Origin of the sequence: Bradyrhizobium sp. HKCCYLRH2047 (genome assembly GCF_051168175.1) — a bacterium.
Classification (GTDB): domain Bacteria; phylum Pseudomonadota; class Alphaproteobacteria; order Rhizobiales; family Xanthobacteraceae; genus Bradyrhizobium.
The window spans coordinates 21024-44974 of sequence record NZ_JBNPUM010000007.1 but is presented as its reverse complement, the minus strand read 5'-3'; the positions used below and the strand labels follow the sequence as shown (position 1 = coordinate 44974).

The window sequence follows — 23951 nt, the reverse complement described above, 5'->3', positions numbered from 1 at the left end:
TTCAGGCCATGGGGGTGGCCGTCGCGACGGTGAAGTCGATCTCGGCCCAGATGCGCGTGGTCGCGGTCAGGACGAGCTTGCCGTCGACGGGCGTGCCGAGCCCGAGGTCGCGAATGAACGGCAGGCTGTCGAGCGCGCTCATCTCGATCGTCCAGTTGCCCGATTGCAGTTGCCAGCTGCGCAGCGCCGTCAGGTCAAGCGCGCCGTTCAACAGCGTCTTGTAGCTCGCCGCGGTGAGACTGTCCGCCGACCGCGCCTGCTTGAGATAGAACACGGGAATCGGCAGGCCCCAGACGCCGCCCAGGAACGACGCCATGCCGGGCCCGGTCGTCGCCTGCTTCAGCCGCTCGTCGTCGGCTCCGGCACAGAGCCGCCGGAACGCATCCGCCGGCGAGGCCACCGCGGTCGCGGTCGGGGGCGATCCGTCCGTGCCTTCGATTCGGATGATGCGCTGCTGGCAGGCATGGGCATCCGGCCCGTAGCAGGCAATCGCCAGCCCCGAGACGTCGAACGGGTCGTTCGATGGCGCGCCGGCGGGCTGGACGATGGTCGCATGATATTTGGGAAAGCCCCAGACCTCCTGCCCCGCAACCACCGACCAGGCATTGTCGACGAACAGATAGGCCGGCACGAAGCCGATCGATTTCGGCAGCAGGGCACCCCGCTCATAGCTGCCGACCAAGAGCCACAGCCCGATATCGGTCTCGGACATCGTCCCCTGCTCCGCGAAGGGCGACGTCGCGGCCTGGCTCTTGCGCACCTGGATGACGTTGACGAAGGCCATGTCCAGCATCACGCGGAACTGGTCGCGGCCGGCGACGCGGTTGAAGGAGCGGTCGAGAAACCGCTGGCAGGCGCCGAGGTCTGCCGGCACGGCGAAGCCGTAGAAGGTCGAGTCGTTGCAGAGATAGGGCGCCGGCGGAAGCGTGATCCATCCGGCGTAGTTAACATAGGCGTTGGTGATGTACGGCTCGGGGCTGGTGGAGACGATCGGAATGTAGACGCCCGACAGCGCCGACGCCGCGGCAAGGCCGGACATCGCCGCGACCTCCACGCATCCGGCGTTGATCTCAGGCACACGGGTCCAGTCGCCGGCGAGGAAGAGATTGTCGTAGCCGGACTTGCCGGGCTCCATCCGGTGCCGCAGCGTGCCAGGCAGGCTCAGCACATAGCGTTCGCTCGGATTGATGTTGGCGCGCCAGAACTGGAAATCGAGCCGCGCCGATCCGCTGATGTCGCTCGGCGCGTGCAGCAGATCCCATCGGAACGAGCTGCCGCTGCCGATGTTCGTCCACAACGTATCGAGCCAGGATGTCATCCAGTCCTTCGATGCGCTCTTCACATAATCCGCCGCCAGCTCTTCGTTGTCCGGCGCGCTCTTGTCGCTCATGACGGCGCAATAATAGGCGATCGAGCGCGGTCCCGGCGCCGGCCAGTCCTCGGCCGGCAGCAGTTGCGACATGTCGGAATAGGTGTCGAGCGGCGGCTTGCAGGTGGTGACGATCGGCCCCATCGTCTCCAGCGACGGTCCGGGCGCCACATAGGGGCCGCCGAGATCCCCGACCGGGCAGTCGAGCCAGAGCTGCAGCGCCATGGTGCGCACGGTTGGGAGATTGCCGACCATGTCGGCCCAGGCCGGCTTCTGCTGCACCAAGGGCCGGCATATCTCATCGAGCGCGCCGACCGCGATACCGAGCACCACCTGGTCGAAATCCTGACCGAGCTGCAGGCTGAGCCGTGCCGCCGGAGGCGGCTGCGGCGGGTTGGGAGGACCATAGGCGTTCTCGAAATTATAGCCCTTCAGCGCGTAGTACTCGCCGTTCTCGATCTCCTGCCATTTGGGCTCGGACGGCCAGCACCAGTAGTTCTTCACCAGGACCAGCGGATCATATTTGCCATCGACGAACTCGACCTGCTTGTCGATATGGATGGTCGCGATGTTGCTACCGTCCTCGGTCGGCTCGAGACTCGTGACCTTGTGGAAGAACTTGAAGTTCACGCCGCGCCGCGCCAGCAGCTGGTAGATCGGGGTGCAGATCGTATCCCCCATACCGACGACGGACTTATAGAAGAACGCGCCCTTGTAGGTGAAGAACAGCCGCAGCAGTCCCTGAACGGCCGAGCAGGCAGACACTTGCTGCTCCGACGGCTCGCGGGAGCCGCTGCGAAAGGCGAAGATGTATTCATAGAGAGCGGTCACGATGGCGTTGTTGGCAGCCTCTTCGTCCTGCTGCGCCAGAAAGCTGCGGAATTCGAACCTGTCGAGGACTTCCAGCCCGTCCGTCAGGCAGTCGTTCTCGATGATGCCGAGCAGCATGCAGATGCCGAGATTGGTGAGGATCAACAGCCGGCGCAGGCCTTCCTCGAGGCCATCGATCTTCTGATGCTCCTTGACGATGCCGCGGAACGCATGGAGCAGCGCCGCCATGTCGCCCTGGGCATCGCGGCGGATCGCTTCGACGTCACTGTGCAGCTTCTCACCGACGCGGTGAGCCAGCAGCAGCAGCGGATGGCCCTTGCCATTGGACGGGACGGCCGCCAGCCGGGCCCGCCGCTCGGCGGGCATGGCGGCGATCGCCTTCGTCAGTTCGGCATTCAGGTCACCCGGCCAATCCTCGAGATAGTAGTTCAGGTTGAAGATGATGCTGGCGATGGTCCGCAGCAGCAGGGTCAAAAGCGGTGGCACGATGTTGTCGGCGGGCGCCCACAGGCTATCCCGGCCGGGATAGACCGATTCGTCGACATCCGGCTGAAACCAGAATGGCCAGGGCAGCCATTGGTCGTCGGTATACTCGGCATAGAAGATCTCGTTCTGCCGCTTGAATGCATCATCGATCGTCCTGATCGGATCGCTCGGCGGTGCATCGAGTGCCTTCAGCGCGGCACGCAGGATGGTGAAGGCGTTCTCGTAGAAGCCGGCCCAGATATGCAGCCCATGCTCCTCGATGCGCTGTCCCTGCTTGGCGTTGCGTCCGCTGGCGGTCTTGCCTCCGAGACGCCAGCCGAGCTGATACAAGGTGATCTCGTAGAGCTCGCCGCGCGGATCGATCTCGCTCAAGGCGAAGGCCGCGCTCAACGCGCCGATGCCGCCGCCCAATATCGCCACGCGGGTCTTTCTTGCTGCCATGTCGATGATCCTGCCCTGCCCCCGGACGTTCGTGCCCGGCTAGGCCGGAACGACGTCGTCCATCGGCGCACGGGTCCGCAGTCCGCGCGGACCGTGCGGTTGAATGAGATTCGGTACGATGGGTTTACAAAATCGGCGCCGCGCCCAGTTCAATCCGCGTGGCGATGCAATGAGGATGCATCGAATACCTATCACAATCTCCACGCGATCATCAAGCGGGCGCATCGTCGACGTCGCGTAAGGCGAAGACCAGGCCGCCGCGTCCTTCCCGCCCGCTACGTCGCTGTCTCAACTTTTGCGAGAAGAACGGCGAATTGCCACCGCCTGAAGACAGTGCTCCGATCACCACGCTGCCATCGATCACGTCAGATCGGAATGCACATCGCCGGGCCCGTCGAGAAACAGCGGCAGCCGCACGACGATGCGGGCGCCGCGCGGCGCGTCGGTGATCTCGATGCTGCCACGATGGGCCTCCACCAGCGTCCGCACCACCGCCAGTCCGAGCCCGGCTCCTCCGGTGCCACGATTGCGCGACGTGTCCAGGCGCGTGAACGGCTCCAGCATGGCCTTGCGCTGGTCGCCGGGAATCCCGGGCCCTTCGTCATCGACCGTCAGCACGGCGTGCTCCGGCTGGCGTTGCAGCGAGACATGTGCAGCCTCGCCATATTTGAGCGCGTTGTCGATGATGTTGGCGACGATCCGGCGCAGCGCGACGCGGTCACCGAGCATCAGAAGCTCGCGTCCATCGCCCGCATGGTCGAGACGCACCCGCGCCCGGTGCGCGCGGCGATCATCGACCTCGGCCCGCACCAGCTCGTCGAAGGCGATGAGCTCCTGCGGCAGTTCGCCGGCCCCCGCCCGGCTCGCGAGCAGCGCGTCGTCGAGCAGACGGATCATGTCGGAGATATCGACCACGGCGCGCTGCCGCTCGGCGTCGTCCGGGATCTGGTCGATACGCAGCCGCAGCCGCGTGGCGAAGGTGCGGACGTCGTGAGCAATGCCGCCGACCAGCGCCATGCGCGCCTGCATCAGATCGGCGAGCCGGTCCTGCAGCCGCCCGAACGCCGTGACCACGGCGCGGACCTCGGGCGCGTTGCGGCGGACGTTGGGCAGTGGCACCGCCGCTCCGCCGAGGTCGACCCGGTCGACAGCGGCGGCAAGGCGTGCCAGCGGCCGCGTCTCGCGCTGCATGATGAGGAGCGCGAACAGCGCGACGACCGTTCCGAACAGACCCGCGCCGAGTCCGATCGGCAGCCCCTGCTGCGTCAGCACCAGCGACGAGCGCGAATCCACGACGAGCACGTCGCCGCCGTTCAAGCCAATGCGAAACTCCAGGGCATTCTGCGGCGCCCGCGAGAGCCGCGGAAACCACCGCCCCTCCGGCTCCGGCACGGAGGTGATGGCCAGCGGGCGCGCACCGAGCGCCTCGGCATAGGCCTCGCGCAATCCGGACCGGACCCGCGCGGGCTCCGTCCGCGGAAGCCGGACCGCCGCGTCGGCCCCGACCAGCCGGACCTCGAAGCGGTCGGAGGACACGGCATCGACGACCCGGCCCCGCTCCGTCCGGGGCGTTCGCTCGATCAGCTCGGTGAGCGCGGCCAGCCGCATCGGCAGCGGCGTGGCGCCTTCGAGCTCCGCGGTACGGGCGCGGTAGAACCGCGCCAGGGTGACGATCCAGATCGCCAACAGGCCGATGATGACGATGAGGCCGATACGCATCGCAAGCGTCAGCCGCATCATCACGCCACCGGCCTCACCGTCGCCGTGAACAGGTATCCGCCGTTGCGGACGGTGGTGATCAGGTTCGTTCCCGGGCTTGCGGCCTCGAGCTTGCGCCGCAGCCGCGAGATCAGCATGTCGACGGTGCGGTCGAACGGGTCGGCGGAGCGGCCGCGCGTCCAGTCCAGGATCTGGTCGCGGCTCAGCACCCGCCGCGGCCGCTGCACGAAGCAGGCGAGCAGGTCGAACTCCGCCGAGGTCAGCTGGACCGGCGCGGCCTGCGCATCCACGATCTCGATGCTGCGGGCATCGACGTCGAGCACGAAGCGGTCGAAACCGAACCGCCGGCTTGCGTCTCGCGGCGGGCTCGCCTGGGTGCGCCGCAGCAGGGCGCGGACGCGGGCCAGAAGCTCGCGCGGCCCGAACGGCTTGACCATGTAGTCATCGGCGCCGAGCTCCAGCCCGACCACGCGATCGATCTCGTCGCTCTTGGCCGACAGCATCAGGATGGGAATGTCGTCGCTCTGCCGCAGCCGGCGGCAGATCGAAAGCCCGTCCTCCCCCGGCAGCATCAGGTCGAGAATGATGAGATCGGGCCGCAGCCGCCGCAGCACGGCATCCATCGCCGCCGCCGTGGCGGCGACCTCGATCTCGAACCCTTCCCGGCGCATGAAATCGCTCACGAGCCGGCTGATCTCCGGGTCGTCCTCCACCATCAAAAGCGTGGCCGCAGGCATGCTCATCGCCAGGACTGATGCCCAAAACCCGTGGCTTGGCAATGGTCCGGCGACGGCTGTTACCCACCGTTACGCCACGGCCAAATACCGAGACGCAGGCGAGCGGGACGCCGGTATCCGCCGGCCGGATAAGCCCTTGCGGGCGCGCGGGCGCGCTCCGCACCGGCGATATTTAATTCGAAAGGCCACTTGCTGAGCAAAACCTTATTTAATATAAATTAAATTAAGCGGCAGTCCCAGATCATTTAATGGCTCCGAATATATAAATTCTCGTTCTCGCAGGCAATCGGACGGCTCCGACGTCCGAAACGCAACTGATGAAGCTTCAAAACATGCTGCACAATCCCAACGCGAGCACGGCTGCCTACCCCCCTCAGCAGGAGCAGGGCTGGGACCGGAATGGACCCGGGCCGTTCGACATGGCACTGGGATTCCTGCGCCGGCACTATCTGGTGATTGCGATCACCACCGTGCTTTCGCTCCTGGCCAGCTTCGCCCTGCTGAAAATCCTGCCGCCGACCTACTCGGCGGACGTCAAGATCATGCTGGGCACCTCGAAGGCCGCGGCCGTGCAGCCGCAACCTGCGGTTCAGGACGAGCCGCCGCTCGACATGGAATCGCAGATCGAGATCCTGAAATCCAAGTCGATCGCGACCGCCGTCATCAAGCAGTTGAACCTGGCCGACGACCCCGACTTCAACGGTAAAGGCAGCCCGCTGCATGATGCGGTCAACGCGGTCCGCAGGCTCGTCGGCTTGGCAGCAGAGCCCGGCACGCCGTCCGCGGACGATCTCCTCGATGAATTCCAGCGCCGGATGAACGCCTTCAGGATCGGCACCAGCTCGGTCGTCGAGGTCGATTTCAGCGCCAGCGATCCCCATCGGGCGGCGATGATCGCCAATGCCATCGCCAAGGAGTATTTCGATCAGCAGCTGAAGGCGGAGGCCAACGAGCAGCGCACCATCACGGCCTGGCTCCACGACCGCCTGCAGGACCTCGGCAACGATGCGACGAGGTCCGAGCGCGCCGTGAACGAGCTGAAGAGCCGGTACAACATCGTCTCGGCCGACGGCAAGCTCATCGACCAGCAGCAGGTCACAGAACTCACCAACCGTCTGGTGGCGGCGCGCACCCATACCGCCTCGCTGATGACCCGGCTCAATCGGTTCGACGACATGCTCGCGACGAGCAATGCCGATATGCCGGTCGACCGCATTGCCGCCGTCTCCGACTTCTCCCCGGCGGAACTCAGCGGCAATCTCAATCCGCCGGACGGCCTCTCCTTGAGCAATTCCAACAGCACGACGATCATCAACAGCCTGCGTCAGCAATATCTCGATAACGCCAAGCGCGAGTACGAATATGCTGCGAAATATGGCAACGATCACGTCGCCGTCGTCAATATCCGTGCGACGATGAAGAGCATCCGTCAGGCCATGCTCGACGAGGTGCGGCGCCTTGCCGACGTCGCCAAGCATGACTATGCGGAGGCCAAGCAGCAGCAGCAGGAGATCGAGAGGCAGCTGGCGCAAGCCGTTGGCAAGTCGCAGGACACCAGGGCCGCGGAGGTCAGCATCCGCGAGCTGGAGACGAGCGCCAAGAGCTATCGTGCGCTCTACGACACCTTCCTTCAGCGCTACATGGGCTCGGTCCAGCAGGGCTCCTTCCCGATCGCCAAGGCGCGTGTGATCTCCGCCGCCACACCACCGAAGAAGAAGATCAAGCCGAAGTCCATCGTGCTGATGGCGATCGGCCTGTTCGGCGGCCTGGCGCTCGGGGGCGGCTTTGGCCTGCTCGCAGAGGCCAAGGACCGCAGCTTTCGAACGACCGACCAGGTCGAGGATCGCCTGCGCCTGCCCTGCCTCTCGGTCGTCCCTCTGCTCAAACGAGGCGAAGTCGACAAGTTCACCAAGAAAGCGACGGCCAATGCCGTCGCCAAGGTCGAACCGGACGGCAGCCAGCGAATGGTCTCAAGAGGCCCCGGGACCTGCTGGGCCGCATCCGCGATGCCCACTTCGCGCTTCGCCGAATCCATCCGCTCGTTGAAAGTCGCCATCGACCAGGACCCGAACCGGACGTCGCGGAAGGTCTTCGGACTGACGTCCGCCCTGCCGAACGAGGGCAAGTCCGTCATCGCCGCGTCGCTGGCGCAGTTGGTCGCCAATTCAGGCAAGCGGGTGATCGTGGTCGACTGCGACCTCAGGAATCCGTCGCTCTCCGCCATGCTCGCCCCCGATGCCGGGACCGGGATCGCCGACATCGTCTCGGGAGGGCGTCAGCTCGCGGACGCCGTCTGGACCGACCCGGTGACGCGCCTGGATTTTCTGCCCGGAATGGGCGCCGCACAGCGCGACACCAGCGATATCCTCGGCAACGAGCAGATGCGCAAGCTGTTCGAGCAGCTCCGCGAAGCCTATGACTACGTCATCGTCGATCTTCCGCCGCTCGCCCCCGTCGTCGATGCGCGGGCCATCTCGGCGCTGCTCGACAGCTTCGTCCTTGTCGTGGAATGGGGACGGACGCCCGCCGAGGTGGTCGAGCATGCGCTGAACACGGCGCCCAACGTCTACGATGCCCTGTTCGGCGTCGTGCTCAACAAGACCGACATGAAGGCGCTGAAGCGCTACGCCAATCACTTCGGCGACTACTACAACCATAAATACTATGCTCGTTACGGGAGCGTGATGGCCGAGTAGGTCCATCGGCGCGCGCCGGCCGGTGCGCGCCATGGACGGCAACCGATGACGGAGATCGATCGGCCGTCAGCGCTGGTGCTCGGCGCGAATGGATGGCTGGGCGATGCCGGCACGCTCCAGAGCGCTGCGAACGTAGATCCCTGAGAGATAGCCGACCTGGACTGCAACCAGACCGGCGCCGGCATAGAGCGCGGCCGGCAGCCCGCTGATGATCGACGCGGCGATGCACTCCATGAAGACGATCGCGGCAAGCGCCAGCAGCGTGCGCACCGTGAACATCGTCCCGGCAACCACTCCGGCTGCAAAATGAAGCGCTATCACCCACATCAGTTCATGCCTCCTCGGGCGTCTCGAGAGGCTAGCGGCCAATGGTTAGCGATGAGCTAAGCCGCCCGGGAAGATTCGAACAAGCGCATCGGAGCAACACTTTCAGGCGAAAGATGCGCCTACGGCCCGCTGAGCGGGTGCAGCATTGTCTGGCGGTTCTGCCAGTGCGCCCGGTAGAGCCAAAGCACCGCGGTCACCAGGACGACATCGAACAGACCCATCACGGTCTGGCCGTAAACCTGCGGGTGGACGCCGCCCAGGAGGAGCGCGAGTTTTACCGATTGCCGCACCACCTCCGACCCGAGGAACGCGATCAGCGAGTTCTGGCCGACGTTGAGGATGAGCGCGACTGCCGGCGATCGCCGGGTGCGCGCGTACACCGCCCACAGCAGCGCCAACAGCAGCGGCAATGTCCAAAGCAGGTTGAGGAGCTTGTCGAACCGATAGGGGTATTTTTCGCCGTTGCTGGGAAAGCCGAGGCTGTAATCGAGCAGCAGCCCGAAGATGAAGATCCCCGCCAGCGCCGTGTAGAACGCGGGTCCGATCAGACGGTTGGACCGATGGAGATCTCCGAGCCAGATACCGACCACGAAGAACATCTGCGCCTGGAGCGAGAACAGCAACAGTATGGCGGCCGGATTCTCGAGCTCGGCGGCCGTGCTCGTATTGCTGAACCAGGTGCAGGCCACGAAGATCGCAGCAGACAGCGCCAGCACCAGGAGCCTGCTGCGCTTGAACATCGGCAGGATCACCGGCAGCAGCAGGAAGATCAGCCCGTAGAATTTGAGGATCGTGATGGCGGTCGGCTCGGACTGGAACGTCAGCACGTCGAAAATCGCCTGCCCCACCGGCTCTCGTTTGTTCCCCAGAACAGCCATGCCGATCGCGACCGGCACCGAGATGACGAAATAGGCGGCGAGCACCTTCAAGCCGCGGACGACGAGTTCTCCGTGTCTCTCCTTGTGCAGGTAGACGTACCCGACCATGAACCCCGAGATCACGACGAACAGCTCGGCGAAGGGATTGAATTTCGTGAACAGATCGACGGAGTCCGGAAAGACGTTGGCCGTGTGATGATAGAACACGAACAGCATCGCGCAGCTTCGATAGAAGTCGATCAGAAGCTCGCGCCGCTTTCCGCCGGCTGCGCTCATCGCTCGAGCTCCGAACATGCGCCGCACCATGGGCGACGATCGGCCGATGGGCGCCAGCGGGACTGACGACTCCGACAATCCTTCGCAACGCGGGCAAGCGTCGCGGCGGCGATCATCGAACCATCGACTGCTGAAGCCGTGATGCCACCGATGACAGGCCTCCCCCTCTCATTGCCGGTCCAGACCGCCGAAGCGGAAGATGCGGGCCATCAGCGGCGAAACGCCCACGAAGGTCGCGGTACAGCCCTGGGCTTCCAACTGCTTCCTCAGCATCAGCAGCAATCCAAGGAAACGCGCATCGATGGCGCAGACGTTGGAGAAATCGACCGCGACGGGCTTACGGGACGCCGTCGCGGCGCGGAAAACCGGAATGGCCCGGTCGACGTGGCGCGAGTCGGCGGGCCCCGACAGGCTGAGCGTGACCGCGCGTGTCCCATAGTCCTGCGTGATGGTCAGCGCCTCACCCCGCTCATGCGTGCGGCGCATCCACCAGGTCCACACCACGAACGGCAACACGTGGGTGAGCATGAGGCCGAGCATCGCCGTGCCGTCGTTCCAGTAGCGGCGCCAGAGATAGGGCTCCTCCTTGATGCGCCACAGCCACTCGAAGCCTGATCGGCGCAGGAACGCCGGTGCTCGCTTCACGGTGCCGGCCTGGAAGTTGAGCGCGGCGCCGAGGTGGGCGCGAACTGGAATCTCGAGGCGCTCATGGTTGCGCTGCAGCCATGATTGTCCCTTCACGCTGCTGAGCGAGGCAACCAGGAAGTCCGCCCCGCTGGAATTGATCTCGTCGATGATGTGATCCCGGCTCAGCTCCTCGGCCGACAAATAACCGGGGTTCGACCAGCCCACGCACTGCAATCCCGCCGACTGACCGTTCAGCGTCCGGGCGGCCCGTTCGGCGGCCCCCTCCGGGCCACCGAAAAGAAAGAGCTTCAGCGCGCTTGCCGGCGCGGCCTCCGACTTCAGCGCGTCGAAGATGTCCGCGCCGGCCGTCCGGCTCTTGATCGGAATCCCGAGCAGCCTGGCGATCCAGACCACCGGCATGCCGTCCACCGTGCAGAGATCGCTCAGGATCAGCGACTCCCTGAAACTCCTGTTCGACTGGCTGGCGACAAGGAAGTTGAGATTGGGGGTCGAAATGAGAAGCCGCGTTCTTTGTTGAGCAGCATCGCGGATGCGGCGCAGCACGCCGCGCATGTTGATGGCATCGACCGGTATTCCGAGGACGCAATAGACGTCGCGCGCGAGGTCGTCGGGAATTGCGGCGTCGGCCGGGGCGACAGCATCGACCTCCGGCCGATCGCGACCCGCCCCGGAGCGCCCCACGCGATAAAGGGAGGATCCCGGCTCCTGCAATTCATGCGTGGTCAGCATCAACCGCTCTCCCTCAATCTGCCCCGCCGCACGAGGATGCCGGGCCGCGGACCCCTGCCGCACCTCCCCGACCGAAAAACGTGCGACCTAAAAGCCACTATTTAATTTTAAATCACATGATTTATTTAATACGATTTATTTGTGAATGCCAGAGCAGATTTGCGGCGCGTCCGCAGCGATACCTTCCGAGCACGCGTCGAAGGTTCTTTTATTTAATTTCATCTCTGGATAATATCATGGACGGTATTCCCGGCGGCTGCCGGGGGCCGCCCCGTTCGAATATCCGAGTGAGATTGATGCCGAGAATTGCAGCGAGCACGTCGATGTCGGCCGGGCCGCAGGCCTCCGCGGGGACGTTCGACGTCTGCGCGCTGATTCCGGTCCTCGCCTTCGCCTACTCGTCGCTCATTCAGCCGCTGATCTATTTCAGCTTCCCGCCATCGCCCGGACTCCAGGGCTTGCTCGAGAGCAGGGTCGAGAACCGGGTCTTCTGGCCTGTTCTCGCGGCCGTCGCCATCATCGTTACGATGCAACGCCTCGCCCGCGGCGAGCGGTTTGCCGTTCCGCCCAACATCATCAGTCTCTGCGCCTATTTTGGATTGGCTGGCGCCAGCATTGCGTGGGCATTCAAACCCGAATTCGCCTTCGTCCGTTTCGTCCAGGAAGCGATGGTCCTCACCGCCATCGTGCTGCCCGCCCTGCTATCGAGGCCGAGCGCCGACATCCTGCGCGGCATGTTCCTCTGCTTTGCAGCGGGGGCGATCCTCAATGTGCTGCTGATCCCCGGCGGCTACGCGACCTACGCGCAGTACGGCAACGCGCTGGTCGACATCGGTTATCAGGGCTACTTCTCGGGCAAGAACCTGCTGGGCGAGTTTGCTGCCATCGCCTTCCTGCTGTCGGTTCACGAGCTGCTCTATCCCGGCACGCGCCGCGCGCTTGGGATCATCGTCGCCGCCGCTGCCGTCGTCCTGATCTTCTTGTCCAGTTCGAAGACCGCGCTCGGCCTCGCTCTGGTCGCCCCGATCCTGGCCGTCCTGACGCTGGCGCTTGCGAGAACGCTGCGGGTTGCACCGCTTCTGATCCTGATGGCGATCATCCTCGGCTACTTCGTGGTCGGCGAGCTCGCGGGCTTCACGACCGGCCGCATCGCCTATCTGCTGACGGGTGATTCCAGCTTCACCGGCCGGACGACCATATGGGCCTTCTCGAATCTGGAGATCGCGAAGCGGCCGCTCCTGGGATGGGGCTATCAGAGCTTCTGGCTGGTCGGCGCCGACGCACCAAGCATCACCGATGCGCCCGGCTGGGTGAAGGCCATGCCGAACTCCCACAACGGCTACTACGATGCGATGCTGGAGCTGGGCTATGTGGGCTTTGCCTTTCTCCTCGTCTTTCTGGCGGCCACCGTTCACGTCATCGGCCGCGTGATGAAGCACGACTACAAGCGGGCGTGGATCCTGCTGTCCGTCGCGCTGTTCGTCATGCTCTACAACCTGCTCGAAACCCTGTGGCTGCGCGCGTTCGACGTGACCTGGGTGGTGTTCGTGCTCGTCACGGTCGAGGCCGCGCGATACTGGCGGAGGTCGCAACAGAGCATGCCCGCCGCTCAGCCGGCGAACAGGCGGCCTGCCCGTTGGAGCCGTGCACGGCCGGCTTGGCGCCCGCGGCTCGGCGTCCGCACCTGACGGAAACCCGTTGGACGTCTCACGCCGGCTCTATTGCGTTGATCCCGGCGCGGCCGCGAATGGCGCGCCCGCCTCGAATCTCGCCTTGGCCGGCAACGTATGCAGCTTGGTATCGCTGGTCGGGTCCACCCAGGGCCACGGATGATCGCCGAAAAAGCCGGGTTTGGCTCTGAGATACAGCGACGCCGGCAGCGGCTGCGCCGCGAGAGCGTCGGTCCAGACCACCTTGCCGGTGAGATAGTCGAAATTGCCGCCGCGGATCACCGTGGCCAGCGTCTTCGGATCGGGCGCCATGGTCCATCGCTCCGGGTCGTAGCCAAGCATCCAGACGTTGCCGACACCGCCCTGCCCCCAGGCGGCCGTGCCGTCCCGCATCGATGGATCGTCGTAGGTCCAACCGCCCATGCGTCCGGGTCGGCCCAGCACATTGCCGGCGAACGAATCCCACCACGAGCCGTAGGCGAGACCCACGGCCCGGATGCCCGAGCGATCGACGAAGCGCTGGCGCTGGCCGGTGAGATGGTTGCGGAAAAAAGTGAGATAGATCGCGTTGCCGTGCGTGTAGTCGCTGTCGGCATTGTGGGACAGATTGCCTTCGAACAGGACGTGATGCGCGCCGGCCATGTGCGATGCGTTGATGCCGACCTCGACCCAGCCGGGATTGTCGAAATCGAACGAGTCGTCGGCATAATTATAGCCGACGACGCTGCCCGCGCCTGACGACCGAAACACCATGTTCTTGCAGACATCGACCAGGATGTTGTTCTCGATCAGGACCTCCGAGGAGCCGGCCGCCAGGCTGATCGCGTAGCCCGCCCCGCCCGGCTGCGGCCACGAGCCGGCGTGAATGTAGGAGTCGCGCAGCTCGATCCGGAACGAATTGTTGATCGCCACGCCCTCGCCGAGCCATTGCGTCACCTCGACGGATCTGGCCCAGGAATAAGCGGCGGCTTCGAACCGCAACGCGCCGTCCGCCCCGCCGATGATGCTCAGATCTTCGACACCCACCCTGGCAACGTGGATGTCGCGATTATTGGCGGCGTGGCGACCGCTGTTCGGGTCGGTGCTGTAGGGCGTGAGCTGCGCCTGGTGATCCCTGCGATAGCTGATCGTGAGCGGCGAGGTGAATGTCACCGTGCTGCCGGTGACCGAGGCGATCTCCTTGATCTCGGCGGTCGCCCGGTCGGTCCGGGCGAACCACGACATCGACTTCGGCAGCACACCGGGGGTCTGGTCATATGGACCTCCGGCATTCGCGCCGGCATTGTCGTCCCCCGGCTGAACCGGATCGTGCATGTTCCAGGCGACCCGATCGCCTTGCCAGACCTTCGCTCCCGCCGGAAAGCCGGCCGGCGTCGCCTGCCACGATGCGCCTGAGACCTCGTCGAGCAGAACGAAATCCCCCGGCTTCAGGTTCGCGGTGTTGGCGAGGGTCACGGTCGACGTTCCCTGAACGCCGTCGGCCAGCAGGTCCTGCGACGCGCTGCTGTCGGGGCCATTGTTCCAGCGCGAAGGTCCGACGATGATGATCGGCTTGGGATCATAGCTGTACGTGCTCGGATCGACCGGCGTCAGGATTCCCTTGGTGCCGGCAATCACGGCCGACGTTCGTGCCCGTGCACCGTTGGTTTTCACCAGCCTGGTCACACCCGCGCCCGCGCCGCGCAGCGTCACCGGCCGGCTGATCAGGAGCGGCTCGTTGACGATAAACGTCCCGGAGCCGAGCATCACCACCTGGCCGGCGGGCGCGGCGGTCAGGGCGGCCTGGATCGCGCCGCTGTCGTCTCTCCCGCTCGGAGACAGCGCGCGATAAATGATGGTGCGGTTCGGAATACCGCCGGCTGACATCAACCCGGGATTCCAGGCTGCGAGACGCTCCACCGGCAGCAGATTGCCGGCCAGTGACGGCCCGGCGGACGCGGTCGGCTCGGCGGCTGCGGCAATGCCGCGGACAGACAGCAGGGCAAGCGCCGCCGTGAGCAGCGCCCGGATGCAGGCGGCGTCGATCCGGCGCGTCCCACGCGCGACCGGCCGGGCCGAAGCCTGGGTGCAGCCGGGGATCACGGGGCCGATGCCATCCATGTTAACCTCTCGCAGGACCGGTCACAGCGAACGAGGGCGCCGATTTAAAAACACCATGACTTTGACACGCGCCCTGACATAATATTAATTCACGATTTAATTTATTGAAAGGCGGCCGGCGACGCCCCTGCTCGGCAGAGATTCGTCGCAATCTTCCGCCTTCGGCAAGGGATTTGATACGTGACGCCATCGCGCCGCTACCTGCTCATCTCGCCCTGCCGGGACGAGGCCCAATACCTCCGCCGGACTCTCGACAGCGTCGCTGCGCAATCGGTGCCGCCGGCGCTGTGGATCGTGGTGGACGACGGATCGACCGATGACACCCCGGCCATTCTCGACGAGTACGCCCAGCGCCTGCCCTATCTGCGCGTGATCCGCCGCGCCGATCGTGGCGGACGCAAGGTCGGGCCCGGCGTGATCGAGGCGTTCTATGCCGGGCTGGAGAGCGTGCGGCTGGAGGATTTCGACTATCTCTGCAAGCTCGACATGGACCTCGATCTGCCCGCGCGCTACTTCGAGCTGCTGATGGAGCGGATGGAAAGCGATCCGCGGGTCGGGACCACCTCGGGCAAGCCGTGGTTCGTCCATCCCCAGACCGGCGCGCTTGAGCCGGAGGTCTGCGGCGACGAGATGTCGGTCGGGATGACCAAGTTCTACCGCGTCGCCTGCTTCCAGGAGATCGGCGGTTTCGTGCGCCAGGTGATGTGGGACGGCATCGACTGCCACCGCTGCCGCATGCTCGGCTGGATCGCCGAGAGCATCGACAGCCAAGCGCTGCGCTTCATCCATCTGCGGCCGCAGGGCGCCAGTCACAAGGGCATCTGGACCGGGCGGCTGCGCAAGGGTTTTGGCCAGTACTTCATGGGAACGTCGCCGCTGTATCAGTTCGCGGTGGCGGTCTATCACCTGCCGGCCTATCCCGCCCTGATCGGCAGCACCGCGATGCTGTGGGGCTATTTCCGGAGCTGGCTGACGGGCCTGCCGCGCTACGACGATCTCGAATTCCGCCGCTTCCTCCGCGCCTACCAGCACGCCTGCCTGCGCCTGGGCAAGCGCGCCGCCACCGCCCGGATCAACGCGGAGCGGGCCCAGCTCTGGCGGGCCAGCCACGCCGCGGCCGACACGCGATGACGCTCGGCGACCGATCGCCGCGGCACTGACACGACGATTACGAAGCTACGTGTTTCTCCGACTCCGTCTGGACAGCATGGCCAAGATTCTCGAGCTCAGCCGCCTTCGTGCCGCGTCCGCTCTACCGCCGATGACGGCGCCCGGCGACGGGGCGACCGCGCCAGCGGCATCACGCGGAACGAACATCAAGGGCAGTGCATCCACGCTTATTCCGTCACTCGACGGCATCCGCGCGCTGTCGGTGCTGATCGTGGTGCTGGGCCATTCCGGACTTCAGGCCATCGTCCCCGGCGGCTTCGGCGTCACCATCTTCTTCTTCCTCAGCGGTTTCCTGATCTCCACGCTTATGCTGGCCGAGCATGAGCGAACCGGGGGGCTCGACGTTCCCAGTTTCTATGCGCGGCGCGTGTTCCGGCTGATGCCGCCTCTGCTGCTGTCCCTGGCGATCGCCTACGGCCTGACCGCCGCCGGCCTGCTGGACGGCGGAATGACCGTCAAGGGCCTGGCCGCCCAGGTGTTGTATTTCGCCAACTATTACGGCCTGTTCTTCGATCCCGGCAACACGGTGCCCGACGGCACCGGCATTCTCTGGTCGCTCGCGGTCGAAGAGCATTTCTACATCGTTTATCCCTTGCTGATGACGCTGCTGCTCGGATCGGCGCTGCGGCCGCGCACCATCGGCGCGCTGCTCGGGCTCGTCTGTCTCGGCGTCCTCGCCTGGCGCTTCCATCTCGTGCATGCGCCTGGGTTCTTCTCCGACCGCACCTATTACGCCTCGGACACCCGCATCGACTCGATCGCCTATGGCTGCATTCTGGCGCTGGTCATGAACCCGGTGCGGCAGCGCTCTGCCTCGGGGCGGATGTCGGCGGCCCAATGGGCGCTGCTGGCCGGCGCCGTCGCGGCGCTGCTGGTCTCGCTGGTCTACCGTGATCCGGTGTTCCGGGAGACCGCGCGCTACAGCCTTCAGGGCCTGGCGCTGATGCCGTTGTTCTATTTCGCGGTGCGTTTCGCCGACGCGCCGCTGTTTCGTGATCTCAACCGCTCCTGGGTGATGACGCTCGGCACCTATTCCTATGCGATCTATCTGATCCACAACGTCGTGATCCGAACGATCGACAAGAACCTGCCCGCGATCGCCGCCAAGCCGTACCTCCTGTTTCCGCTCGCGCTCCTGATCTCCGTCATCTACGCGGCGGCGATCGAGCGCTTCATCGAGCCGTATTTCAGGCAGCTCCGGCACAAGTTCAGGCCTGCGCCTGCTGCCGGAGCGGTGCATGACGCGTCCGGCGCAGACTGGCCGCTCGGCAACCGTCTCGCCGAGAGTCCGACGCCGCGCGCATCCTGAGCGGATCGGCCCACGTCACCGCTCGATCGGCTGCGGCACAAATGCGTCAAATTGTGCAATTTAAATAATTAGTCCCGCATTTAATACTGCGACCCGGGCGAATGAATACTTTCGGGGACGGGTGGATGCGGATCGCGCGCGCGGTTGCACGACGAATTCGGCGAAACACGCTCGGTCCCCTGCCGGACGATCCGGCGCTGCGCCCGTTGAAGTCCCCGCTCCAGATCAATCTCTCGGGCAAGGTCGCGCTGGTCACCGGAGCGGCCGGAGAGCTCGGCCGGCCGATCGCCCGGACGCTCGCGGCCTGTGGTGCGAAGGTCGCGATCCATTATCTGACGGCGCGGGCTGCCGCCGAAAGACTGTGCGAGGAGCTGAACGAGCTTCAGCCGCAACATGCCTGCACGATCTCGGGCGACGTCGCCGAGCTCGAGGACGTGCAGGCCATGCGCCGCGCCACCGAGCGCGCGCTCGGTCCTGTCGATATCGTCGTGAACAATGCGGTGACATGGTACGACGAACGTCCCGTGGTCGAGCAGACACCCGACCAGTTCGACAAGGTGTTCCGCTCTTCGGTCCTGCAGGCCTGGGCGACCGCGCGGGTGTTTTCCGGACCGATGATCGAGCGGAAATGGGGACGCCTCATCTCTCTCGGCACGGAGATGACGAGCCTGGCCCTGCACAACCGCGCGCCATACACGGCGGCCAAATGCGCCATGGACGGCATGCTCCGATCGCTGGCGCGGGAGCTCGGAGGGCATGGCATCACGGTGAATCAGGTCGCCCCGGGCTGGGTCATCTCCGACAGGGACCGCCGCGACCGCGACGAGGTGCAGCCGCTCTACGAGCGGTCAGTGCCGCTCGGGCGGCGTGGCTACGATCAGGACGTCGCCAACATGATCGCGTTTCTGGCCTCGGACCTCGCCGGCTTCGTGACCGGCGTTCGCGTGCCAGTGTGCGGCGGAATCGTCATGCCGGAAGCCTGACCACGCGCGCTTCGATGCAGCCCGCTCACCTGATGTCGATCGCGCCTCAGTGGAAGACGCGATGACGGTGGCACCAACGCACGAACACGTAGATCGACCAGACGCGCGACCAATAGATCCCCGGCGCGCCATCGAGGAAGGCGCGCCAGAGGCGCTCCACGGCCGCAGGCTCAAGCCCCACCGGCGCAATCGCCTGCGGGTCGCGCAGGGTCCGGTCCATCGCATCCTGCAGGCCGCGCCGTATCCAGCGATCGAGCGGCAACACGAAGCCGCTCTTCGGCCGGTCGAACAACGACGGATCGAGGCCACGCAGGCCGATCCGCCTGAGCATCGCCTTGCTTCGCAGCGGCGCGTAGCGCGTCGCATCGGGCAGCCGGTCGACGCTTTCGAACAGCACCTGATCGACCAGCGGCACCCGCTGCTCCAGCGAGGCCGCCATGCTCGCCACGTCATTGTCGCGCAACAGGCGCTCGCCGAGAAACAGGCGCTGCTCCATGACGCTGATCGCCGACAGCGGGGTGCGCGCACGGGTCTCCGCGGTGATCTTCGCTCTCATCGCGGCGGGCAGCCCATCGTTCAGCGTGTCGACGAGATCAGGCGCGAGCAGCTCGCGCTGAAAGCCGGGGAGGAACAGCGCATAGGCCATTTGGTACAGCGCCAGGAGATCGTCGCCGCACCGGACCATCTCCGGCAGCTTGGCCCAGCGCGTCTGCGGCGCCACCGTCCCGCGCGACGGCGACAGCATCTGCGCGGCCAGTTTCGCCGCAGCGGCTTTGACGCCGGCCGGCACCCAGGCGGTGCGCTCCGACCATCGCTGCAGGATGGGCAGGTCGCGAAATGACGTGTAGCCGCCGAACAGCTCGTCGCCGCCGGTCCCCGACAGCGCCACCGTGAAGCCTGCGCCGCGGATGGCGTGCGACATGAAGTAGGAGTTCAAGCCGTCGAAGGTCGGCTGGTCGAGGCTGTCGAGCGCGGCATCGAGGTTGTCGACGAAGTGCTGCTCCGTCAGCACCACCTCATGATGCTCGGTGCCGATGGCGGCGGCGATCTGTCGCGCGATCGGCCCCTCGTTCAGCTCCTGCTCCTCGAACGCTAGCGTGAAGGTGTGGATCGGGCTCCTGGCCGCACGCTGCGCCAGATTGGCCATGACCGAGGAATCGATGCCGCCCGAGAGAAACACCGCCAGCGGCACGTCGCTGGCGAGGTGCAGCCTCAGCCCCTCCTCGAGGATCTCGGCAAGCTGGTCCTCATCCATCGTCGGATCCGGAGCCCGCTCCGGGATCGACCAGAAATCCTCATCGCGGACGGTGTTGCCGACGCCGTCGAATGCGGTGAGATGGCCGGGAGGCAGCAGCTCGACGCCCTTCACCGCGGTACCGGGGCCGACCACGAAACCGTTCCAGACGCCGCTGGCGACGGCCTGCGGATCGAGCTGGGCGCTGCCCAGAAGGCCCGACGCCAGGAGAGCACGCAGCTCGGATGCGAAGGCGACCGACCACCCCGCGTCCGGGTTCGAGGCGCGGGCGACGTACAGCGGCTTGATGCCGAGCGGATCGCGCGCCAGCAGCAGCCGGCGCTGCTTCGGATCCCAGCAGGCGAACGCGAACATGCCGCGCAGCCACGCCACCGCCTCCGGCCCATGCAGGCCGAGCGCGCGCAGCATCACCGCGGTATCGCCCGTGGAGCTGAAATGCTGGCCGTCGGCGACCAGACGCTGCCTCAGGTCGGCGAAATTGTAGATCTCGCCGTTGAAGACGATGACGTGCCCGCTGACCGGGTCGATCATGGGCTGCACACCGGCCGGCGACAAATCGAGGATCGCGAGCCGGCGGTGCGCCAGCAGCGCGCCCCAGCCACGCTCGTCCGCGGGCGAGGTCCAAATTCCGCCGGCATCCGGACCGCGATGGAGCATGGCGTCGTTCATCCGCTGCAGCGCGGCGCGGTTGTCGTCGTCCACCCGTCCGATGATCCCAGCGATGCCACACATCAGAACAATCCGTTTGAGACGCGCGACGTCAAAATGACGGACGGCACGGAATGGCCTCGCCCGCGAGATCGCGGACTAACAGGGCACGGGCATCGCTGGACCATTGTCGGCCCTCAAATGGAAGCAGCCGTTCCGGACGACCAGGACGCCGGCGCTGGTGCCGACGCCGGCAGCGGACCGTAGGTTCGCGCCAGGCATTGTTCGTAGTCGAGCGGCGGCGTCCAGCCGAGCGTCTCCCTCAGCTTGCGATTGTCGAAGCGCAGCGGCTTGAGCATCGCATCGAATTTCTTGGGCGTCAGGATCGCCGGCACTTTCGTGGCCCGCCTGAACACGGTCGCAAACGCCAGCCGCACGACGCTGCTGGCCAGCCAATGAGGGATGGGCAACCGCAAGCCGCGCGCGCCGGTGCCGCGCATGTAGTCCGACAGATAGGACCAGACCCGCTCGCCGGGACCATCCACGACGTTCAGCGTCTGGCCGATCGCCCGCGAATCCCTGGCCGCCAGCGCGAAGACGTCGGCGCAGTTCTCGACATGGGTCATCGGGATGCGGGTCAGCGGCCCGATCACGACGTGGTGGCGTCCGATCTGCTGGCCGAGCGCGGCGAGATAGCCGTGGCCGCGACCCCAGATGAACCCGGGACGCAGCACGGTGAGATCCCAGCCATGCGTCTCGACGTAGCGGCGCGTCACCCGCTCCTGCCACCATTTGGCGACGGTGTATCCGCCACGGGTGTAGACGTCAGGTGTCTGCTGCAGCGGCGCGCGTTCGTCGAGGACATCGCGCGTCGCCGTGTAGTCGTAGACCGAGAAGCTGCTGCACAGCACGAGCCGGCGGCAGGCACTGCCCGCCATCGCCTCGAGCAGCCGCTCGGTTCCGCCCACGGTGCCGGCGAATTGCGCGTCCTCGCCGCCGGAGACCACGGCCGCCAGATGGATCAGCACGTCCACATTCTCGAACGCGCCGACAAGGTCGCGCGAGGTGCGCAGGTCGGCCCTGACGACGTCGACCGACGACGGCCAGCCGAGCGCATCGACGCGCGTCGCCGGGCGGACCATGGCACGAACCTCGATACCGCGGGCGAGCAGCGCATCGACGACATGCCGGCCGAGAAAACCGTTGGCGCCCGTGACCAGGGCTCTCATATCGCCAGCTCCCTCATGTCCGCCTGCTCGGTCGGCTTCATTGCCTCGACCATCCGATTGACCGCGAGGACGTCCTCGATCGTGATCGGCAGGGCCGTTCCCGCGCCGAGCGCCTGATAGGTGCGCGCCAGACACTCCCACAGCCCCTCATAGGCGCCCGGGCCCTTGAACTTGCGCAGCAGGGTCGAGAGCGCCGCGCGGCGGATGTCGCGGCCCTCCTCCAATCCGCTGAAGAACGGGCGCAGCGGCTTCGGCACGTTGCGCGGGCCATCGAAGGTCAACCGCGTTTCGAACAGATTGGCGGTCGCCTGCATCCGCTCGCCATAGACCCGCAGCCAGAACGCGTCGGGCTGAGCGCTGGCGCTGAAGCCGAGCGTCGCCGTGCCGCGCTCGGCTTCGACCACACAGCGAAACTCGTCGTACGGCAGCGGCGACGGCTTGCGCTTGCTCCAGACCGTCTCCGCCTTGCGGTGCGGGCCGACGAACGCATGTGACAGCGAGGCGAGATGCGGCAGGAAGTCGGCGATCGCGCCACCCGCCAATTTGAGCGCCGGATGCGGCGAGTTCGGATCGGCAAAGCCGTCGGGGCCGAGGATGTCGAGGCAGATCAGCACGTCGACATGGGTCACGGCGCCGAACTCGCCGGTCTCGATCCGGCGCAGGATGTCCTGCGGCGCCCGGTTGAAGACGTAGTTGTAGTCCTCGACGACGTGGCGGCCGGTCTGCTTGGCGCGCAACGTCAGGGTCTGCAACTCGTCGAAGGTCGAGGTCGCGGGCTTCTCGACGATCACATGTGCTCCGGCCTCCAGCGCGTCCATCGCGAGCCGGAAATGCGAGGTCGGCGGCGTCGTCACATGCACCACATCGGGCCGCACCGTCTGCAGCATCGCGCGATGATCGGTGAACCAGGACGGGATCGCGTAGCGCTCGGCCGCGGCCTCCGCGGTCGCTGGCGACAGGTCGCAGATGCCGGCCAGCTGAACGCCCGGCAAGGTGTTGAGGCAGGCAAGATGCTGGCGGGCGATCTGCCCTGCCCCGATGAGCACGGCCTTCATCACGAACTTGCCTCCAGGATCTCGCAATAAAAGTCTTCCAGCGCCTGCGCCGCCGCGCTCCAGGCATACTTCTCGACCGCGACCTGCCGCGCCGCGCCGCCGATCCGCGCCGCGAGATCGGGCTCGGCGAGCAGCCCGCTGACCGCATCTGCAAAGGCATCCGGCTCGTCTGCGATGAGGATGTCACGCCCGGGCATGGCCTCGATGCCCTCGGCACCCAGGCTGGTCGAGACGATCGCCTTGCCCATCGCCATGGCCTCGACGATCTTGAGCCGCGTGCCGCCACCGAGACGGAGCGGGACGATCACCGCCGCCGCGGCGGCGAGGTGCGTCCGCAGGTCCGGCACGAAACCGGTCAGCTCGATCCGCGGCCCGGCCAGTGCCGTCAACGCCTGCGGCGGCCGGCCGCCGATGATCTTGCAGCGCGCATCCGGGTGCCGCGCGGCGATGCGGGGCCAGATGTCCTGCACGAAATGCGTGACCGCATCGATGTTGGGCACCGTCGACAGCAGGCCGAAATAGACCAGCGTACGGCCGTCGGGCGCGGGATCTGTACCGCGCGGCTGATAGAAGTCGACATCGGCGGCATTGGGGATGACCGCCGTGCGGGCGTTCGGAATGTCGTCATGCAGACGCTTCTCATCGTCCGTGCTGCAGAGATAGACGCCGTCAGCTTGGCGATAGGCTGCGATCTCCTCGCGGCGCAGCTTGCGCCAGTTCGCGCCGGCATAGAGCCGGCGGCCCAGGCTCGCCCCCGTGGCCGCGAACTGCCGCGCCAGATCGTAGGCGATCTCATGCGAGTCCACGATCAGCCGCGGCGGCGTTGCGCCTGCCGGCGCCTGACGGAACAGGCAGTGACCGAGATAGGGAAATTCGAGATTGACGATGTCGAACCGCGTGGACCGCAGCACCCGATCCAGCACCCGCTGCAATTCCGGCAGGGCCACGCGCAGCCGGTCGAAGCTCCGCACCGAGACCAGCGAGCGCAGCTGCAGCAGCCGCTTCGCGAGACCGTCGCGGCCGTAAGGGTTCGGCACCAGCACCACGTCGCGGCAATAGGACTGCATGGCCAGCCGGCACTCGTCGATGTCGAAGGCGTCATCGACCAGCATCACCGCCGTGAGGTCGTGGCGGCGCGCGAGCTGGGTCATCAGCCCGTGCATGCGCGCCTGTGCCCCGAACCGCGGCGGGCTCGCCGGCATATGCGAGACGCAGAGGATGCTGAGCCGCCGTCGGTCGGCGAAACCGGCCACCGACCATTCGGGATCGCGCTGCGCCGGCGGCGCAGGCTCGACCTCCATCACATCCAAGCCTTGGTGGTTGTCGCGGGCCATGACCATTTAAAGCATTTAAATCACGGGATATTTTATATGTGGCATTTAACGATTGCGATAG

16 protein-coding genes are annotated in these 23951 nt (G+C 65.9%); 5 read left to right on the top strand and 11 right to left on the bottom strand.

Annotation, left to right across the window (positions count from 1 at the left end):
• Position 1 precedes the first annotated feature (1 nt).
• The 3 genes from ACQR1D_RS17840 to ACQR1D_RS17830 all read right to left on the bottom strand — a co-directional run bounded on the left by ACQR1D_RS17840 (position 2) and on the right by ACQR1D_RS17830 (position 5589).
• Positions 2–3127 carry an NAD(P)-binding protein gene (locus tag ACQR1D_RS17840; RefSeq protein WP_434893927.1) on the bottom strand — a complete coding sequence of 1042 codons (3126 nt, stop codon included), beginning with the start codon at positions 3125–3127 and terminating at the stop codon, positions 2–4.
• A gap of 360 nt (positions 3128–3487) precedes the next feature.
• Positions 3488–4867 carry an ATP-binding protein gene (locus ACQR1D_RS17835; protein WP_434893962.1) on the bottom strand — a complete coding sequence of 460 codons (1380 nt, stop codon included), beginning with the start codon at positions 4865–4867 and terminating at the stop codon, positions 3488–3490.
• Positions 4867–5589, bottom strand: a complete 723-nt coding sequence (locus tag ACQR1D_RS17830) for a response regulator (RefSeq protein ID WP_434893926.1) — start codon at positions 5587–5589, stop codon at positions 4867–4869. Before ACQR1D_RS17830 ends, ACQR1D_RS17835 begins: the two co-directional genes overlap by 1 nt.
• A 326-nt stretch (positions 5590–5915) precedes the next feature.
• Between ACQR1D_RS17830 and ACQR1D_RS17825 the strand changes: the two genes are divergently transcribed.
• Positions 5916–8279: a polysaccharide biosynthesis tyrosine autokinase gene (locus ACQR1D_RS17825; RefSeq protein WP_434893961.1), complete on the top strand. Its 2364-nt coding sequence runs from the start codon at positions 5916–5918 to the stop codon at positions 8277–8279.
• Between the two features lie 66 nt (positions 8280–8345).
• On the opposite strand, the gene ACQR1D_RS17820 is transcribed toward ACQR1D_RS17825, so the two are convergent.
• The 3 genes from ACQR1D_RS17820 to ACQR1D_RS17810 form a co-directional block, all read right to left on the bottom strand.
• On the bottom strand, positions 8346–8606 hold the full coding sequence (locus ACQR1D_RS17820; protein ID WP_316180516.1) for a hypothetical protein: 261 nt from the start codon (positions 8604–8606) through the stop codon (positions 8346–8348).
• A gap of 119 nt (positions 8607–8725) precedes the next feature.
• Positions 8726–9760 carry an OpgC domain-containing protein gene (opgC, locus tag ACQR1D_RS17815; protein WP_434893925.1) on the bottom strand — a complete coding sequence of 345 codons (1035 nt, stop codon included), beginning with the start codon at positions 9758–9760 and terminating at the stop codon, positions 8726–8728.
• 168 nt (positions 9761–9928) lie between these two features.
• Positions 9929–10960 carry a WecB/TagA/CpsF family glycosyltransferase gene (locus ACQR1D_RS17810; RefSeq protein WP_316237929.1) on the bottom strand — a complete coding sequence of 344 codons (1032 nt, stop codon included), beginning with the start codon at positions 10958–10960 and terminating at the stop codon, positions 9929–9931.
• 473 nt (positions 10961–11433) lie between these two features.
• On the opposite strand from ACQR1D_RS17810, the gene ACQR1D_RS17805 reads away from it, so the two are divergent.
• On the top strand, positions 11434–12825 hold the full coding sequence (locus tag ACQR1D_RS17805; protein ID WP_434893924.1) for an O-antigen ligase family protein: 1392 nt from the start codon (positions 11434–11436) through the stop codon (positions 12823–12825).
• Between the two features lie 30 nt (positions 12826–12855).
• On the opposite strand, the gene ACQR1D_RS17800 is transcribed toward ACQR1D_RS17805, so the two are convergent.
• Entirely contained in the window at positions 12856–14907 is a 2052-nt protein-coding gene (locus tag ACQR1D_RS17800) for a pectate lyase (protein ID WP_434893923.1), read from the bottom strand.
• Positions 14908–15087: 180 nt separating this feature from the next.
• Here ACQR1D_RS17800 and ACQR1D_RS17795 point away from each other — a divergent pair, with 180 nt between their 5' ends.
• The 3 genes from ACQR1D_RS17795 to ACQR1D_RS17785 all read left to right on the top strand — a co-directional run bounded on the left by ACQR1D_RS17795 (position 15088) and on the right by ACQR1D_RS17785 (position 18369).
• Positions 15088–16038 carry a glycosyltransferase family 2 protein gene (locus ACQR1D_RS17795; protein ID WP_434893922.1) on the top strand — a complete coding sequence of 317 codons (951 nt, stop codon included), beginning with the start codon at positions 15088–15090 and terminating at the stop codon, positions 16036–16038.
• A 76-nt stretch (positions 16039–16114) separates the two neighbouring features.
• Positions 16115–17386, top strand: coding sequence for an acyltransferase family protein (locus ACQR1D_RS17790; protein WP_315802919.1), 1272 nt, complete (start codon positions 16115–16117; stop codon positions 17384–17386).
• A gap of 206 nt (positions 17387–17592) precedes the next feature.
• On the top strand, positions 17593–18369 hold the full coding sequence (locus ACQR1D_RS17785) for an SDR family NAD(P)-dependent oxidoreductase (RefSeq protein WP_315802918.1): 777 nt from the start codon (positions 17593–17595) through the stop codon (positions 18367–18369).
• 46 nt (positions 18370–18415) lie between these two features.
• Here the strand turns inward: ACQR1D_RS17785 and asnB are convergent, their stop codons facing one another.
• From asnB to ACQR1D_RS17765, 4 genes are all read right to left on the bottom strand, one after another.
• Entirely contained in the window at positions 18416–20356 is a 1941-nt protein-coding gene (gene asnB, locus ACQR1D_RS17780) for an asparagine synthase (glutamine-hydrolyzing) (protein ID WP_315802917.1), read from the bottom strand.
• A 113-nt stretch (positions 20357–20469) separates the two neighbouring features.
• Positions 20470–21501 carry an NAD-dependent epimerase/dehydratase family protein gene (locus ACQR1D_RS17775; RefSeq protein WP_316216143.1) on the bottom strand — a complete coding sequence of 344 codons (1032 nt, stop codon included), beginning with the start codon at positions 21499–21501 and terminating at the stop codon, positions 20470–20472.
• The gene (locus ACQR1D_RS17770) at positions 21498–22556 is read right to left on the bottom strand and encodes a Gfo/Idh/MocA family protein (RefSeq protein WP_434838908.1); all 1059 of its coding nucleotides are present in this window, start codon (positions 22554–22556) and stop codon (positions 21498–21500) included. The genes ACQR1D_RS17775 and ACQR1D_RS17770 overlap by 4 nt, the downstream gene beginning before the upstream one ends.
• Complete coding sequence (locus ACQR1D_RS17765; RefSeq protein ID WP_434838907.1) at positions 22556–23857, bottom strand: glycosyltransferase family 4 protein; 1302 nt, start codon at positions 23855–23857, stop codon at positions 22556–22558. The genes ACQR1D_RS17770 and ACQR1D_RS17765 overlap by 1 nt, the downstream gene beginning before the upstream one ends.
• Positions 23858–23951: the final 94 nt, after the last annotated feature.

Coding starts and splice junctions, on each gene's coding strand:
- ACQR1D_RS17805 (WP_434893924.1), top strand. CDS start 11,434: ATGCCGAGAATTGCAGCGAGCACGTCGATGTCGGCCGGGCCGCAGGCC.
- ACQR1D_RS17775 (WP_316216143.1), bottom strand. CDS start 21,501: ATGAGAGCCCTGGTCACGGGCGCCAACGGTTTTCTCGGCCGGCATGTC.
- ACQR1D_RS17790 (WP_315802919.1), top strand. CDS start 16,115: ATGGCCAAGATTCTCGAGCTCAGCCGCCTTCGTGCCGCGTCCGCTCTA.
- ACQR1D_RS17830 (WP_434893926.1), bottom strand. CDS start 5,589: ATGAGCATGCCTGCGGCCACGCTTTTGATGGTGGAGGACGACCCGGAG.
- opgC (WP_434893925.1), bottom strand. CDS start 9,760: ATGAGCGCAGCCGGCGGAAAGCGGCGCGAGCTTCTGATCGACTTCTAT.
- ACQR1D_RS17820 (WP_316180516.1), bottom strand. CDS start 8,606: ATGTGGGTGATAGCGCTTCATTTTGCAGCCGGAGTGGTTGCCGGGACG.
- ACQR1D_RS17765 (WP_434838907.1), bottom strand. CDS start 23,857: ATGGAGGTCGAGCCTGCGCCGCCGGCGCAGCGCGATCCCGAATGGTCG.
- ACQR1D_RS17770 (WP_434838908.1), bottom strand. CDS start 22,556: ATGAAGGCCGTGCTCATCGGGGCAGGGCAGATCGCCCGCCAGCATCTT.
- ACQR1D_RS17835 (WP_434893962.1), bottom strand. CDS start 4,867: ATGATGCGGCTGACGCTTGCGATGCGTATCGGCCTCATCGTCATCATC.
- ACQR1D_RS17825 (WP_434893961.1), top strand. CDS start 5,916: ATGCTGCACAATCCCAACGCGAGCACGGCTGCCTACCCCCCTCAGCAG.
- ACQR1D_RS17810 (WP_316237929.1), bottom strand. CDS start 10,960: ATGCGCGGCGTGCTGCGCCGCATCCGCGATGCTGCTCAACAAAGAACG.
- asnB (WP_315802917.1), bottom strand. CDS start 20,356: ATGTGTGGCATCGCTGGGATCATCGGACGGGTGGACGACGACAACCGC.
- ACQR1D_RS17840 (WP_434893927.1), bottom strand. CDS start 3,127: ATGGCAGCAAGAAAGACCCGCGTGGCGATATTGGGCGGCGGCATCGGC.
- ACQR1D_RS17800 (WP_434893923.1), bottom strand. CDS start 14,907: ATGGATGGCATCGGCCCCGTGATCCCCGGCTGCACCCAGGCTTCGGCC.